Origin of the sequence: Aquicoccus porphyridii (assembly GCF_008369105.1) — a bacterium.
In the GTDB taxonomy this organism is placed as follows: Bacteria; Pseudomonadota; Alphaproteobacteria; order Rhodobacterales; family Rhodobacteraceae; genus Aquicoccus; species Aquicoccus porphyridii.
Genome location: NZ_VINQ01000009.1, coordinates 30710 through 45829, shown reverse-complemented (window position 1 = coordinate 45829; position 15120 = coordinate 30710). Strand labels below are relative to the sequence as shown.

Annotated in this window: 14 protein-coding genes; 5 read left to right on the top strand and 9 right to left on the bottom strand. The window is 60.3% G+C overall.

Annotated elements, in window-relative coordinates; translation table 11 throughout:
• Window positions 1-281 precede the first annotated feature (281 nt).
• From FLO80_RS12625 to FLO80_RS12615, 3 genes are all read right to left on the bottom strand, one after another.
• Entirely contained in the window at window positions 282-1136 is an 855-nt protein-coding gene (locus FLO80_RS12625) for an SDR family oxidoreductase (RefSeq protein WP_111368609.1), read from the bottom strand.
• The gene (locus tag FLO80_RS12620; protein ID WP_111368608.1) at window positions 1133-3070 is read right to left on the bottom strand and encodes an AMP-binding protein; all 1938 of its coding nucleotides are present in this window, start codon (window positions 3068-3070) and stop codon (window positions 1133-1135) included. The genes FLO80_RS12625 and FLO80_RS12620 overlap by 4 nt, the downstream gene beginning before the upstream one ends.
• A 102-nt stretch (window positions 3071-3172) precedes the next feature.
• A complete protein-coding gene (locus FLO80_RS12615) occupies window positions 3173-3934 on the bottom strand; it encodes a glucose 1-dehydrogenase (protein WP_111368607.1) in 762 nt (253 codons plus the stop codon).
• A gap of 156 nt (window positions 3935-4090) precedes the next feature.
• On the opposite strand from FLO80_RS12615, the gene FLO80_RS12610 reads away from it, so the two are divergent.
• Window positions 4091-5392 (top strand): TetR/AcrR family transcriptional regulator, encoded by a 1302-nt coding sequence (locus FLO80_RS12610; RefSeq protein WP_246156674.1) that lies wholly within the window; start codon window positions 4091-4093, stop codon window positions 5390-5392.
• Between the two features lie 15 nt (window positions 5393-5407).
• Here FLO80_RS12610 and FLO80_RS12605 read toward each other — a convergent pair whose 3' ends face one another.
• The 6 genes from FLO80_RS12605 to FLO80_RS12580 are packed head-to-tail and all read right to left on the bottom strand — an operon-like array spanning window position 5408 to window position 10445.
• The gene (locus FLO80_RS12605) at window positions 5408-5809 is read right to left on the bottom strand and encodes a PaaI family thioesterase (protein ID WP_027238768.1); all 402 of its coding nucleotides are present in this window, start codon (window positions 5807-5809) and stop codon (window positions 5408-5410) included.
• Window positions 5809-6291: a PaaI family thioesterase gene (locus tag FLO80_RS12600; protein WP_027238769.1), complete on the bottom strand. Its 483-nt coding sequence runs from the start codon at window positions 6289-6291 to the stop codon at window positions 5809-5811. Before FLO80_RS12600 ends, FLO80_RS12605 begins: the two co-directional genes overlap by 1 nt.
• 12 nt (window positions 6292-6303) lie before the next feature.
• Complete coding sequence (locus tag FLO80_RS12595) at window positions 6304-7107, bottom strand: enoyl-CoA hydratase-related protein (RefSeq protein WP_111368606.1); 804 nt, start codon at window positions 7105-7107, stop codon at window positions 6304-6306.
• Window positions 7100-7954 carry an SDR family NAD(P)-dependent oxidoreductase gene (locus tag FLO80_RS12590; protein ID WP_111368605.1) on the bottom strand — a complete coding sequence of 285 codons (855 nt, stop codon included), beginning with the start codon at window positions 7952-7954 and terminating at the stop codon, window positions 7100-7102. Before FLO80_RS12590 ends, FLO80_RS12595 begins: the two co-directional genes overlap by 8 nt.
• Window positions 7955-7965: 11 nt before the next feature.
• Window positions 7966-9165 (bottom strand): acyl-CoA dehydrogenase family protein, encoded by a 1200-nt coding sequence (locus FLO80_RS12585; RefSeq protein ID WP_111368604.1) that lies wholly within the window; start codon window positions 9163-9165, stop codon window positions 7966-7968.
• A 14-nt stretch (window positions 9166-9179) separates the two neighbouring features.
• Window positions 9180-10445 (bottom strand): acyl-CoA dehydrogenase family protein, encoded by a 1266-nt coding sequence (locus tag FLO80_RS12580; RefSeq protein WP_246156673.1) that lies wholly within the window; start codon window positions 10443-10445, stop codon window positions 9180-9182.
• An 83-nt stretch (window positions 10446-10528) separates the two neighbouring features.
• On the opposite strand from FLO80_RS12580, the gene FLO80_RS12575 reads away from it, so the two are divergent.
• From FLO80_RS12575 to FLO80_RS12560, 4 genes are read left to right on the top strand one after another with little or no spacing between them, the layout of a single operon-like run.
• Complete coding sequence (locus tag FLO80_RS12575) at window positions 10529-11314, top strand: enoyl-CoA hydratase-related protein (protein WP_027238774.1); 786 nt, start codon at window positions 10529-10531, stop codon at window positions 11312-11314.
• A gap of 21 nt (window positions 11315-11335) precedes the next feature.
• Window positions 11336-13135, top strand: a complete 1800-nt coding sequence (locus FLO80_RS12570; RefSeq protein WP_111368603.1) for an acyclic terpene utilization AtuA family protein — start codon at window positions 11336-11338, stop codon at window positions 13133-13135.
• A gap of 12 nt (window positions 13136-13147) precedes the next feature.
• A complete protein-coding gene (locus FLO80_RS12565) occupies window positions 13148-14617 on the top strand; it encodes an acetyl-CoA carboxylase biotin carboxylase subunit (RefSeq protein WP_111368602.1) in 1470 nt (489 codons plus the stop codon).
• Complete coding sequence (locus FLO80_RS12560; RefSeq protein WP_111368601.1) at window positions 14605-15120, top strand: acyl-CoA carboxylase biotin carboxyl carrier protein subunit; 516 nt, start codon at window positions 14605-14607, stop codon at window positions 15118-15120. The genes FLO80_RS12565 and FLO80_RS12560 overlap by 13 nt, the downstream gene beginning before the upstream one ends.

Sequence of the window (15120 nt, the reverse complement as noted above, 5' to 3'; positions counted from 1 at the left end):
AGTCCGTCAATCGCTGCGGTCGTGACGACAGTCGCAGCCCGGCCACGACACCCCGGAATGGCCTTGGGCGGGGCGTGAAACAAGGGCGCGGTTCTGCCAGCGAAACGCGTGCCCCGTCGCTGTCGTCGCAGGTTATCGAAAGGGTAAAGAGGTCAGTTGCGAACCGCCCGCTTCCACGACGGCTAAGCACACCGGAATCGCGGAACATGAAAAGGTGGTCGATCTGTGTGACCGCTTCCAGAGGCGGCACCAGCTCGAGATAGAGCGGCGGCGCCGCTAGGTCACTGAACGAATGCATCCCGGTTCTCGGCGACGAAATCAGCAAATCGACGGGCCGGGCGGCCCAATACGTCGCTGACCGTTGTCTCGATGCCGGCAAGGTAGCCCTTGGGCGCGAGGCAGGCCAGTTCGACCATGGCTCCGGCGACCTCATCCTGCATCCCACCGGCCACCATGCCCGCTTTCGCATCCTCGGCCGAAAGGGGGGCACAGGTGACATTTCGCCCTGTCACTGCGGACAGGAGAGCGGCAATATCTTCTCCGGCAAGGGCTTCGGGTCCGGTCAGACCAAGGGCCTTGCCTTCGTACCCCGGAGCGGTCAGCGCCTCGGCGGCGACATCCGCGATGTCGCGGGCGTCGATCCAGGCCACGGGGCCGCCCAGATCATCGTAGTACACCGCGTCCTTCGCAATGTTGCCGGCCTGCCACAGCAGGTTCTGCATGAAATAGGTCGGCTGAACGAAGGTCCAGTCAAGGTCGCTTTGCTTCAAGAGTTCCTGGGTTTCGGAATGCCATTTGCCGAAGGTCAGCCCCGCCTTGGGCGAGGCGCCAAGCCCGGTGCCCACAACGACATGGCGCACCCCGGCGGCCTTGGCCGCCTCGATCACGTTCGCCTTCCACCGGCGCATGTCCAGATGCGCAGGCGTGACCAGGTATATCTTTTCTGCCCCGTCACAGGCACGCGCCAGCGCGGCGGGATCGGTGAAATCCGCTGCGACCGCCTCGCATCCCTTGGCCTTGAGCGTGCCAACCTTTGCCGGGTCACTGGTGACAGCGCGCACGGTTGCGCCCTTTGCCAAAAGCGTATCGACAAGAGGCGCGCCAGTGGTGCCCGTGGCTCCGAATACAGTGATCATGGCTTTTCCTTTTGCAGGTCTGCGATGGGTTGAATGGTTTCCGGGTTGCTGATCGACGACAGATCGCCCGGATCTTCACCGAGAAAGGCGGCGCGCACGACCCGGCGCATGGTTTTCATGCTACGCGTCTTTGGCAGCGCCTCGACAAAGTGGATCTCGCGCGGGCGGAAGGGTTTCGAGACGATCTCTCCGACCCGATCCTTGAGCCGGTCCACGAGGTCCGCGTCCAGCGACACATCCGGTGCCGCCACGCAGACGCAGACGACGGCCACACCCTTGATGTCGTCAGGTGCCGCGATGGCGGCGGCATCCACCACCTCTCCGCTCTCGGTCAGGGCCGCCTCGATCTCGGGCGGGCCGATCCGTTTACCGGCGATGTTCAGCGTGTCGTCCGACCGGCCCAGGATAAACCATGTCCCGTCCGGATCGCAGCGCACCCAGTCGCCGTGCCGCCAGAGGCCGGGGAAGGTGGACCAGTAGGTTTCAAGGTAGCGATCGCGGTCGCCCCAAATGGCCGGGGTCAGCCCCAGAGGCGGCTGGGTAACGACCAGTTCGCCCACCTCGCCCGGCGCGGCTTCGCTGCCGTCCTCGCGCAGCACTTTCGCGCCGACCCCCAGGGCCTGGGCGGAAAATCCGCCGGGCTTGATTTCGTGCAGCACGGTCGATGTCAGGATAGCACCGAACAACTCGGTCCCGCCCGAGATGTTCAGCGGCACCGCGCGGCGGCGGCAGATATGATCCAGTTGCCAGCGCCAGGCGTCCTCGGTCCAGGGTTCCCCGGTCGAGGCGACAATGCGCAGGGGCGACAGGTCGTAGTCTGTCAGCGGCTCGAGCTCATGCGTCATGAACTGCCGTACCAGGGTTGGCGCCACGCCGAGATGCGTGACCTCCATCTCGGACGCAAGGCGCAAAAGTCTGAACGGATCGCCGGGCATCGATGGTGCGCCTTCAGCAACCACCAGCGTTGAACCCGACAGCAGCACCGACAAAAGGGTGAGCGGTCCCATGACCCATCCCATGTCGGTCATCCACAGGTGCCGGTCATCCTGTTTCATGTCGAGACAAAGCAGGAAATCAGCCGTGGCCTTGGCCTGCACCCCCAAATGGGTATGCACGACGCCTTTGGGCCGCCCGGTGGTGCCCGATGTATAGGCGATAAGGAAGGGATCTTCGGCCTTGACGGGAACAGCGGCGAAATCCGGACTGGCGGCGCCCACGGCTTCGGTCCAGTCGAGATCGCGGGCCGGATTGGCCGCCGCGCCGCCGAACCGTCGCAGGCTGACCACGGTGTGCACCGAAGGCACCTCGGTCAGGGCTTCGGCAAGCGCCGCCTCCATCCAGACCGGCTTGCCTCGCCGGGGTGTGGCATCCGCTGTCAGCACCGCCACGGCACCGGAATCGTTTAGGCGCGAGATGATGGCATGGGGCGCAAAGCCGGAAAACAGCGGTACCGCGACCGCGCCCAGTCGGGCAATACCCAAAAGCGCGGCCTCGATCTCGGGAATCATTGGCATGTAGATGCCCACCGCCTGACCCGGCCGCACCCCGCGGACGGCAAGGGCAGAGGCGACGCGGGAGGCTTCGGCAGCAAGTTCGGAATAGGTCCAGCGGCGGCGACTTCCGTCTTCACCGACCCAGTCGATCGCGACCTTTTCGCCTCGGCCATCGGCAATTCGGGCATCAAGACAGGTTTCCGTAAGATTCAAAGTGCCTCCGACGGCCCATTTGATCGATTCAGGCCCGTCGGAAATATCCCGCAGCACCGTGTGCGGCTTGCTGAACCGAATACCAGCATGGTCAATGATCCGACTCCAGAACCAGTCCGGCTCCTCATTGGCGCGGCGGGCGAGATCCTTGTAGCTGTCGATACCGCAGTCCTTCAGAAAAGCGGTCAGCGTGCTCGAACGTTGAATGTCAGAGTCTGGCCGAAACATTCTTCACCTTTCTACAATGAAAAAGGGCCGCACATAAGGCGCGGCCAGTAGGGGAGGTATCTCTTGGCAGCAGCGCCCTGTGACAAGGGCTGCGACCAACGACTAGCCGTGCATCGACAAGCCGCCTGAAACCGAAATTACTTGGCCTGTGATGAACCCTGCGTCGTCGGATGAAAGAAAACAGATAATGCCGGGATAGTCGGAAGGTTGCCCCAGGCGCTTCATCGGGATCGCCCGCTTGAGACCCTCGGCAATCTTTTCGCCAGCTTCACCTTGCGCGAATTCGGCGAACAAAGGTGTGTCCGTGGGGCCGGGCGCGACAGCGTTCAACTGAACCCCCTTGCGCGCTAGTTCTCGAGCTACGGTCTTTGTAAAGGAAATGATGCCGCCCTTGCAGGCCGAATAGACGGCCTCGCCCGATGATCCGACACGACCCGCGTCGGACGCGATATTCACCACACGGCCGCCGCCGTTCTTTACCATGCCCGGCAGCACCGCGTGGTGCATGTTCAGCGGGCCATAGAGGTTGATGTCGATGACCTTCTTCCAAAGTTCGGCATCGGTGTCGAGGAACAGCCTACTTTCGTCCCAGCCGGCGTTGTTCACCAGCACGTCGATCGGACCTCCGGCCTCGAACTCGGTCACCGCCGTGTCGATCTGGGTGCGGTCGGTGATGTCTACCTTGAAGGCCTGCGCCTTTCCGCCAGCCTCGGCGATCAGTCGGACAGTTTCTTCCGCCCCATCCTTGTTCAGATCGAAAACGGCGACTTCGGCACCTTCTTCGCCGAACCGTCCACAAACCGCGCGACCGATGCCGCTGCCGCCGCCGGTCACGATGACCCGTTTCCCACTCAACCCTCGCATATGGAGGTCCTCCTCTTCCGCTGTACCTTGGTAAAGAACTTCATTCGAGACGTTCTTTGGTGCACTCTAACATTTGTTAGATTTAATGCAATGGACAGCTTTGTGGCCAACGAGTATCGACATGGAATGGTAATAAGAACTGACGCAACCAGCACAGTGAATGAAGATCTGAGCAAGTCAGAGAGGACACGTGAAGCCATTCTCTCGGCGGCCGCTCGACTTTTTCGGTACGAAAGCTATTACGCGACGACGATGCGCGACATCGCGCAGGAAGCGGGCGTTGAGGCCGGCAGCATATACTACCATTTTCAATCCAAGGACCAGATTCTGAGCGAGGTTCTCGAACTTGGTGTCCGTCAGCTCTACGAGGAGGTCCGAGAAATTGTTCGGGTTGCAAAGAAGAACCCGGAGGATTTCTGCAAGACCTTCGCATTGCTGATCGAAACACACCTGACCTACCTGTTGACTGAGAGCGATTTCACCTCGGCCAATATCCGGAACTATCCGATGTTGTCGGATGAAACCCGCGCGCCTCACCGTGAGTTGCGTGCCTCTTATGCAGAGGCCTGGGGCAGTTTCCTAAATGAAGCAAAACGCAACGGCTATCTTCGAAGTGACATATCCATTACTGTGATCCGCCAGTTCATCCTGAGTGCCATGAACTGGACCGTGGAATGGTACGATGTCGATAAGTATCCGGTGCACATCCTCGCTGAACGTATGAGCAAGCTGATACTTGACGGTATGTGTTTGGATCGCAGAGCTGAAACAGAAGGTCTGAAGCTGACCCCCGCCGCTCCCGTCAATATCCTTGATACCAACGGCAAGGCCGCGAAGACCCGCGCAGAGATCCTGCGAGTGGCGGCGCGCGTTCTGAGGGACAATGGCTACAAGGCGACAACGCTGCGGAAGATCGCTGACGAATCGGACATGAAGGCGGGTAGCGTCTACTACCATTTCAAATCCAAGGAAGCGATCGTGGACGAGGTACTAAACGAAGGGTTAAGCGATCTGCTATCCGGTGTCAGTGCAGCCGTTCAGAAGTTCGATTCCCCATGCGATCATCACACCAGAATAGCAACCGCAATCTGGACGCATCTGGATTTTCTCTTTAAGGCAAGCGAGTTCACCTCAGCGAACATCAGAAGTTATGGGATGCTGCCCAACCACTTTCGGGAAAGGCACCGAGGCATTCGCCACGACTACGGGCGACTTTGGGACATGATCCTTCGCGAAGCGCAGCAAGACGGTGCGATAAGGTCGGATATCAAGATCGTTCCTTTGCGCCAGGTGTTGTTGGGTGCCTTGAACTGGACGGTAGAGTGGTTCGACCCGAACAAGGCAGGAGTGGAAGGGTATCTCTCACTGCCTGAGTTCTCCGGTATGCTCATCAAGCTTCTGCTGGAAGGAATTTGCAACCGGGAAACCGCCCCGTCTACAGGACAAGGCACGCCCTGAAAGCAGTCGCAGTGGTCAGACCAGAAGGAAGTGATACAGCCCTTCCGCAACCGCCTTTTCCCGGTCCGTCTGCCAGGTGATCACGCTGACGCTCGCCATCCGCTTGCCCTTGCGCGTCACATTGGCGCGGGCAAAAAGCGGGCCCTTCACGCCAGGTCGGAGGTAATCGACGGTCAGGTTAATCGGCTTGGCCGGGACATCCGCGAAGTCGGGCTGTACCGCGATCGCGGCCGTGGCTTCCATGAAACTCGCGATGATTCCGCCATGGTAGTACTCCATGACAGGGTTACCGATATGGCGGTCATCAAAGGTCATTTCAGCCTCGGCATGAAGGTTGTCCAAGCTTCGGATCTCAAAATTGAGAAATCGGAAGAACGGCACCCTGGATACATTGGCATTGGCAGTTTGCACATCCATCACGAGGTTTTTCCTTTAGTCATCGCATCAAACAGGTCAGTGCCGCCGCGCGTCAAAGCAAACGAGGCGGTTCCACGGGCTATTTCAGCATTCTCATGGCCCTCGAACCAGACGCTGCCGGAATTGAAGGCAATATGGCGGGTCTTCCGAAAACAATGCGCGCGAACGATGACATCCGCGCGCGAATAGGCGGGGCGCAGGTAATCAACTCTGAGGTCGAGAGTGGCCATGGTGCTGACGCCCTCGATTGCCACAAAGTTTGCCAGTCCGAAGACACTGTCCAGGAGAGCCGTCAGGATACCACCATGAAGCAGGGTCTGGTCCGCATCGACGCAAAAATCCGGATTAAACGGCATCCGAACCCGAACACCTTCGCTCGAAACCTCTTCGATCTCAAGCGCCATATGCGTAATCAGACCCTTGCCGCGCGCATTCCACATTTGCGCGATTTGCTCCATCTTCTTCTTGGTGATGTCAGACATGCGATCTTTCCTTTAACGCCCAGTGAAGTTGGGTTTTCGTTTCTCGATGAAAGCAGCAACCGCCTCGTGGTGGTCTTCGGTCTGATGCATGAGTGCCTGATAGGCCGCCGCGGAATTCAGGAAATCTGGTAGATCCATTCGTTCGGCATTGCGCATCAGACGCTTGGCGATTCGCACCGCGCGCGGTGGTTTCGCGGCGATCGCGGCGGCCCGTTCGCCGGCCCGTTCCATCAATTTTTCATGGGGCACAAGTTCAAGCACCATGCCAAGCTCCAGTGCCTCTTCGGCCTCGACCATGCGCCCCGAGAAGGTCAGATCGGCGGCCTTCTGGTGGCCCAGACGACGCAACAGGAACCAGCTGCCTGCATCGCCCGGAATGATCCCGAGATTCAGAAACACCTCGCCGAACTTTGCTTTCTCCGATGCGATGCGCATGTCGCACATCATGGTCAGGTCGCACCCCGCGCCGACCGCGGGTCCGTTGACCGCGGCGATCGTCGGAACATCCAGGTTATAGAGCGCCTGTGGCAGGCGCTGCACCCCATCGACATAGCTCTGCGCCGCCGCAAGCGGCTCCTTGCGAAAGATGCTGTCGGGGTCGTTCATCTCCTTGATGTCGCCGCCGGCACAAAAGGCCGGGTCGGCACCGGTCAGGATCATGACGCTGACCTGCGGGTCTGCCTGCACCTTGGCGAATGTGTCCAGAAGGGCGGCGATCATTTCATTGCCGGTGATCGGGTTGCGACGCTCGGGATCGTTCAGCGTGACCGTGGCGATCCTGTCGCAAATGTCCAAAAGGACGGGTTGCTTACTCATTCTTTCCATCTCCGCGTTCGCGTTTTTCGAACATGTCGGGATTGATCATGTCGCGGGCATCGTGGCCCATATGCAGGGTTTCCCCACCGTCCACATAGATATCTTCGCCGGTGATGAAATTCCCCAGATCGGACGCCAGGAAGATGATTGTCCCGGCAATGTCCTCGGCCATACCCATCCGGTTCAGGACCGAGCGGTTAAGCTTCTTCCACTGTTCCGGTGAAATGGGGTAGCGGCCAAGCGCATCGGTCTTGATCGTGCCCGGCGCAACACAGTTCAGACGGATCCCGTATTCGCCCCATTCGGCGGCCAGTGTCTTCATCATGCCGGTCACGCCAGCGCGGGCGGCGACGGTGTGCGTAAAGCCGGTGAGTGCGGTGCGCACTGAAATGGCGGTGACAAACACGACCGATCCCCCGTTGTCATACATGAAGTGATCGGCAACGGCGCGGGTCATCTGCCATGACCCGATCAGGTTGTTGCGGATCACGGCCTCGAAGCCCTTGTTGGTGATATCGCGGGCGGCAGCGATGTACTGGCCGCCCGCATTGTTCACCAGAACATCGAGCTGACCGTAATGGTCCTTGATCCGTTCCATCGCGGTTTCGATGCTGTCCTCGTCACGGGTATCGCCGGGCACGACAAACGCCTCGCCCCCCGCTGCCCGGATCATCTCGGCGGTTTCCTCCAGCGGCTCTTCCCGGCGTGCAAACAGCGCAAGTCTGGCCCCGCAGGAGGCCATTTCAAGCGCTGTCGCCCGGCCCATACCTGATCCGGATCCCGTGACCAGGGCAACCTGTCCCGCCATGAGATCCGGCGCGTAGCGCCTTGATTTTTCTTCGCTCATGTTCCGACCCCTTAGTTTTTCAGAAGTTCGCCAGAGATGATGAGCTTGCGCACCTCCTGGGTGCCCGCGCCGACCTCTAGCACGCGACCGGTACGGTAGAGCCGGTTCACTTCGGTATCGCGCATATAGCCCGAACCGCCGTGAATCTGGACGGCCTTGTCCAGCACGAAGGATGTCGCCTCGGCGGCCTTGTAGATTGCCGCAGCGGTGAGCTTGTGGATCTCGCCACGCCCGCCTTCGCCCTCTTCAAGGCCCTCACACATGGCCGCGGTACGCAAGGACAGGCTGCGCGCCGCCTCGATCTGGGTGTACATGTCGGCCAGCATCGCCTGCACCATCTGAAAACTGGCGATCGGCTTGCCGAATTGCTGCCGTGTCTTGGCGTAGTCGACGGAAATATCCAGCGCCCGCTGCGCAATGCCCATTGCGTTGAAGCAGACGATGGCACGTTCCAGATCCAGCCCGGACATCGTCACGGCAACGCCGCCATCCAGTTTGCCGACCATATTCTTGGCCGGAACGCGGCAATCTTCGAACACCAGTTCCCCGGTGGGCGAGCCACGGAAGCCCATCTTGTTGAGCTTCTGGGCAACCTTGAAACCTGGCGTGTCGGTTTCAACGATGAAGGCGGAAATTCCCTTGGCCCCTTTTTCCGGCGAGGTCTTGGCATAGACCAGGACCAGATCGGCAATCGGTCCGTTGGTGATGTAGATCTTGGAACCGTTCAGGATGTAGTCGTCTCCATCCTTTTTGGCCGTGGTCCGCATCGAACCGAGCGCGTCAGACCCCGCGCCGGGTTCGGTCAGACCCAGGGCGCCGATCAGCGTGCCGTCGCAAAGGCCCGGCAGATACTTGTGGCGCAGGTCGTCACTGGCGTTGCGATAGATGTTGTTGACGCACAAGTTGTCGTGGGCCACATGGGTTAGCCCGATGGCGGCAGAGGACCGCGAAAGCTGTTCGGTGATGATACAGGCCGAGGTAAAATCCAGCCCCGCACCGCCGAATTCAGGCGGCACGTTCAGGCCCAGATAGCCCATCTCGCCAAGCTTGGGAAAGACCGAAGGCGGCAGGTCATCAGTGTCGTCCATTTCCGCATTCAGATGGTGAAACTCGGACATGAAGAACTTGCCGGCCTGATCGGCCAGAGCCTGTTGCTCCTCCGTCATGAAATGTGTTGGCAAAGCGGTGTCGTTGCGAAGTTGCTTGTTCATGGTTTCGTCCCCCCTCAGGCGCGCAGAAGTTCTTCGGCAATGATGATCTTGCGGACTTCGCTTGTGCCCGCGCCGATTTCCAACAACTTGTTGGCGCGGAACAACCGGTTGATCTCGGTGTCCTGCATGTAGCCAGAGCCACCATGGATATGGCAGGCTTCGGTCACCGCCTTGTTGAATGCCTCGCCGGCGTACAGACAGGCCGCCGCAGTCAGTTTGTGAATTTCGCCGCGGCCTCCGGCCCCTTTTGGCAGGCCCGTACAGGCGGCCAGCGCTCGATACCCGAAGGCGCGCGCCGTTTCGACCTCGATGTAGATCTGGGCCAGTTTCGACTGCATCATCTGGAAACTTGCGATTGGCTTGCCGAACTGCTCCCGGATTTTGGCGTATTCCAGACCCAGTTCCAGCGCCCGTTCGGCCATACCTACGCAGACTGAGGCAACCATAGCACGCTCCAGATCCAGCCCGCTCATTACCACCGAAACGCCGGTGTTTTCCTCACCCACCATGGCGGATGCGGGCACGCGGCAATCTTCGAACACCAACTCTCCGGTCGGAGAGCCTCGGAAGCCCATTTTGTCGAGCTTTTGCGCCACCTTGAAGCCGGGATTGTCGGTCTCAATGATGAAGGCGGAAATGCCCTTGGCGCCCTTCGATTTCTCGGTCTTTGCGTAAAGCAGAATCACGTCGGCAATCGGGCCGTTGGTGATGTAGATCTTCGAGCCGTTGATGACGTAGTCATCACCGTCACGGCGCGCGGTGGTCGCCATGGACCCAAGCGCATCGGATCCCGCACCCGGTTCGGTCAGACCCAGAGCACCGACAAGCTCGCCCGAGCAAAGGCCCGGTACGTATTTCTTTACCTGCTCTTCGGACCCGTTGCGCAGCAGGTTGTTCAGGCACAGGTTGTCATGCGCGCCATGCGACAACCCCACAGCCGGGTTCCATTTCGAGATCACCTCGGACACTAGCGCCTGGGTGAATTCATCTTGACCCGATCCGCCCAGCTCCTCGGGAGCGGTGATTCCCAGCAGGCCCAGCTCACCCATTTGCTTGAACAGGTCTTCGGGCCACCATTCTTCCTCGTCCATGCGAGCCTGCAACGGGTGCAGTACCTCGCGCGACACACGATCCACGTGATCGACAATCTGGCGTTGCTCGTCGGTCAACGAATAGTTTGCCCTGATGGCTTCCAGGTCAGCCGCGATAGCCTCACTTTGAGTCGTCATATCATCCTCCCGAGAAATGTCGTTTGTGGTGTTGACCAAAATCAAACACATGTTAGAAAATAGATCAAGCCAAGCTTTTTGCGACCTGACGTTAGAAGGCACGGCGCACAAACTATTTTGGGGGAGCTTCGGAAATGGGTGAGAGCGTTGTTCAATCGCAGATGCGTGGCGACGAAGTTCGTATCACGATTCGACGTCCTGAGAATCGAAATGCCCTAAACCGTGAAGTCGCAGACGGGATCATGGCCGCCATATATGCTGCCGAGAAGGACAGCGATTGCCGTGTGATCGTTCTGACCGGCGAGGGAGATCGCGCCTTCTGCGCCGGCGGCGACATCAAGGCGGGTGCGGACGGTGGTCCGTTCGTTCAGGATCCGGCCGATCCTGATCATTTCGCCGGAAGGTTGTTCGAAACGATACAGGCCTGCCGAAAGCCGACGATCGCGCGTGTCAACGGCGTCGCGATGGGGGCAGGGGCGGGCATTATCTGTGCCTGCGATCTGGCTGTGATGGCGGACCACGCCCGCATCGGAACGCCGGAAGTGAAGGTGGGTTTGTTTCCCATGACGATCGTACCACCCATGATGCGCGTGCTCCCCCGACGCAGGTTGATGGAGATGTTCATCACCGGCGTCCCTCTGACGGCCGAGGAAGCCCTGCAATTCAATCTGGTCAACTATGTGACCGATGCCGCGGGGTTGGACGACAAAGTTGCAGAACTGGTTGCCCAGATTGCTGCGCAGTCGCCGAGCGCGATCCGGCTGGGAAAATACGCCTGTCATGCGATGGAGGACATGACCTATCCGCAGCAAATGCGGTTTGCAGAAACGCTATTGCCCCGCGTTGCACAGACAGAAGATGCGCGCGAGGGCTTTGATGCCTTCATTGCGAAACGCAAACCTGAATGGACAGGCCGCTAATCAAGCGGGGAGGAGAAGCATATGTCAGATCGAAAACTGCGCATTGGATGCGCATCGGGATTTTGGGGCGATACGCCTGAAGCGATCGGTCAACTGGTCTCTAAGGGCGAGATCAACTATCTGGTGTTCGACTATCTGGCCGAGGTGACAATGTCGCTGATGGCGCGTGCCCGCGCCAAGACACCCGAGTCGGGCTATGCGCCGGATTTCGTCAAGGCGCTGGCACCCTGGTTGCCGGACATCAAGGCCAAGGGGATCAAGGTCGTTGCCAATGCCGGGGGCGTGAACCCGCGCGGCTGCCGCGACGCGCTTGCTAAGGCCGCTGCCGAAGCCGGGATCGATTTGTCCATCGGAGTCGTGCTGGGCGATGACCTGTTGCCGAAGGCCGACGAAATTCGCAAAAGCGGTCAGACGGAAATGTTCTCGGGTGTCGAGTTTCCGGGCGACATCTGGAGCATGAACGCCTATCTGGGTGCCCGCCCCATCGCGGCCGCGCTGGATGCCGGGGCCGACATCGTAATCACGGGGCGCTGCGCCGACAGCGCGGTCGCGCTTGGCCCCCTGATGCACGAATACGGCTGGGGCGATGACGACTGGGACAAGCTGAGCCAGGGATCGCTGGCGGGTCACCTGATCGAATGCGGCCCCCAGGGAACGGGCGGCAACTTTACCGACTGGCAGGACGTGCCGGGTTGGGACAATATGGGGATGCCCATCGTCGAGGTGTCGGAAGACGGCAGTTTCGTCATGACCAAGACGCCTGACACCGGCGGGCTGGTCGTGCCCGGATCGGTCGGAGAGCAGATGCTCTATGAAATCGGTGATCCGCGCGCTTACCTGTTGCCCGACGTGATCTGCGACTGGTCCGGGGTCAACCTGGAACAGGTCGGACCCGATCGGGTGCTGGTCAAGGGCGGCAAGGGTCTCGGGCGCACCGACAGCTACAAGGTGTCGGCGACCCATGCAGATGGCTGGCGCGCGGTCTCTACCCTGACACTGGCCGCGATTGATGCACCCGCCAAGGCCGAACGCGTGGCCGAGGCGATCCTGACCCGCTGTCGCCGGATTTTCCGCGATCGCAACATGGGCGATTTCCGGCAGGTCAGCGTCGAAGTGCTGGGCGCCGAGTCCACTTATGGCGCAAATGCGCGCGCCCAGACCCGCGAAGTGGTGCTCAAGATCGGCGCGGTCCATGACGATCGCACCGCGCTGAACATCTTTGCCGGAGAAATCGCACCCATGGCGATTTCGACCGCGCAGGGTCTGACCGGGTTCTTCGCCGGACGGCCAAAGGTACAGCCGGTGGTCCGTCTGTTCTCCTTCCTGCAGAACAAGGCCGACACCCCCGTCGCAGTCGAGGTCGACGGCAAGGATGTGCCCGTCGCCGTGGCCACCAGTCCAGTCCACCTTGATCCGCCTGCCGCGCCGCCGGCAGATAGCCGCGCGCCCGGTCCGGACGCGATCAAGGTGCGCCTCGTCGATCTGGCTTGGGGCCGCTCAGGCGACAAGGGGGATATCGCCAATATCGGCATCCTTGCGCGCAAGCCGGACTACCTGCCATATATCCGCTCGGCCCTTAGCGAAAAGGTGGTGAAAGACTATTTCTCCCATGTCTGCGAAGGCAAGGTCGAGCGGTTCGACCTGCCCGGAAGCCATTCGCTGAACTTCCTGCTGCATGAATCGCTGGGCGGGGGCGGCATCGCCTCGGTCCGCATCGATCCGCAAGGCAAAGGGTTTGCGCAGATGCTGCTTGATATTGAAATTCCTGTGCCGGTCGATCTGGCCGCGCGCGACGGGCTGAACGCCTCGGACCGGAACTAATAGGACAATACCATGACCATTTCAAAACTCCTGGTCGCCAATCGGGGTGAAATCGCAGCGCGCGTGTTACGCACCGCCAAGGCCCGCGGCCTTGCGACGGCTGTGTTGAGCCACGTCGCTGAACAAGAGGGGCCGGCCCACCTGATCGCAGACGAGATTGTGATGATCGAAGGGCCAACGCCTGTGGCCGCCTATCTCGATATTCCGCAGATTGTCGAGGCTGCAAAGAAAATCGGCGCCGACGCGGTGCATCCCGGCTATGGCTTTTTGTCCGAGAACGCGGCCTTCGTCGCGGCGCTGGAAGAGGCCGGTGTGACATTTATCGGCCCGACGTCCGAGACCATCGACCTGATGGGCGACAAGGTCCGTGCGCGCGTCTTTGTCGAGGAGCACGGCTTCCCGGTTGCCCCCTCGGCGATCGAGGATGACGATCCGGCGAGTTTTGTCGAACGCGCCCGCACGGTGGGCTACCCTCTGCTGATCAAGCCCTCGGCTGGCGGCGGCGGCAAGGGTATGCGCATTGTGCGCGAAGACAGCACGTTGGAAACCGAAATCGAAACGGCACGTCGCGAAGGCGTCCGTTATTTTGGCGATGGCCGGCTGTTCGTCGAATGCTATATCGAACGTCCGCGCCATATCGAGGTGCAGGTGATGGGTGACGGGCAGGGTAACGTGGTCCATTTCTGGGAACGCGAATGTTCGATCCAGCGCCGGTTCCAGAAGATTATCGAAGAAACGCCGTCACCGGCGCTGACCCCAGAACAGCGGGACGAGATCTGTGAAACCGCTGCGGGGATTGCCCGCGCCGTCAAATACCGCGGGGCAGGGACCGTCGAATTCATTTATGCGCAGGACGGGGCCTTTTACTTCCTCGAAATGAACACCCGCCTTCAGGTCGAACATCCGGTGACCGAACTGGTGACTGGCTTCGATCTAGTTGCCGAGCAACTGCGCGTAGCTGCGGGCGAGGGCTTGAGTGCCGCACAGGCGGATATTCCGCAGACCGGCCATTCGATCGAATTGCGCATCTGTGCCGAGGACGCGACCGCCGATTTTCGCCCCGCGATCGGGGATATCCTGCTGCTGGACGAACCCATGGGCGAGGGGATCCGCGTGGACAGCGGCATTCTGGACGGCGGCAAGGTGACAACCGACTTCGACCCGATGTTGTCCAAGCTGATCGTGCATGGCCCGGATCGCGCGCAGGCCATCGCCCGTGCCCGGAATGCGGTGCAAAACTATGTGATTCTCGGGGTGACGACCAACACCGGTTACCTGGATGAGATCCTTGCACATCCAGATTTTGCCTCGGGCGATGTTTCAACCGGCTTCCTGGCTGAACAATCCGAAACGCTGACCGCACCGGGGGAAGATGTCTCTGACCTGCTGATGGCGGCGGCGGCCCTGTCGGACGAACGGCTGGTGAGCGACGTAATGCAGATACCGGAAATGTACCGCAAGATGGGCGGGTGGAGAAACTGATGCAACGGATCTTTCAGATCGACGGAGAAGAGACTGAATGTTGGTTGGGCCATGATGGCAGCCGGTTCGTACTTAATACCCCCAATGGTACTGTTGCCTGCCAATTGGACCCGACGGGCCTGCCGGGCGGTTATACGTTGCGGGCTAAGGGTGTTGTCCGCGAATTGCGACTGGCCGTGGGGCCGGAAGCAACTTTTGTGCACATGAACGGTCGCACCTACGAAGTCGGGCGGGTTGATCCCGCCGAGCGCCTGGCTGGAAGCGATGGTGGCACAGGCGATGATCGGTTGGTCGCGCCTATGCCCGGAGTCGTGGTGTCGGTCGCGGTCAAACCCGGCGATACAGTTAAAGAAGGCCAGCCGCTTTTGGTTATCGAAAGCATGAAGCTGGAAACCACACTGACGGCGCCACGCGACGGGGTCGTTGCCGAAATGCCATTCGCCGAAGGCGACAGTTTTGGGCTGAAAGATATCCTGGCCCAATTGGCCCCGGAGGAGGAGTGA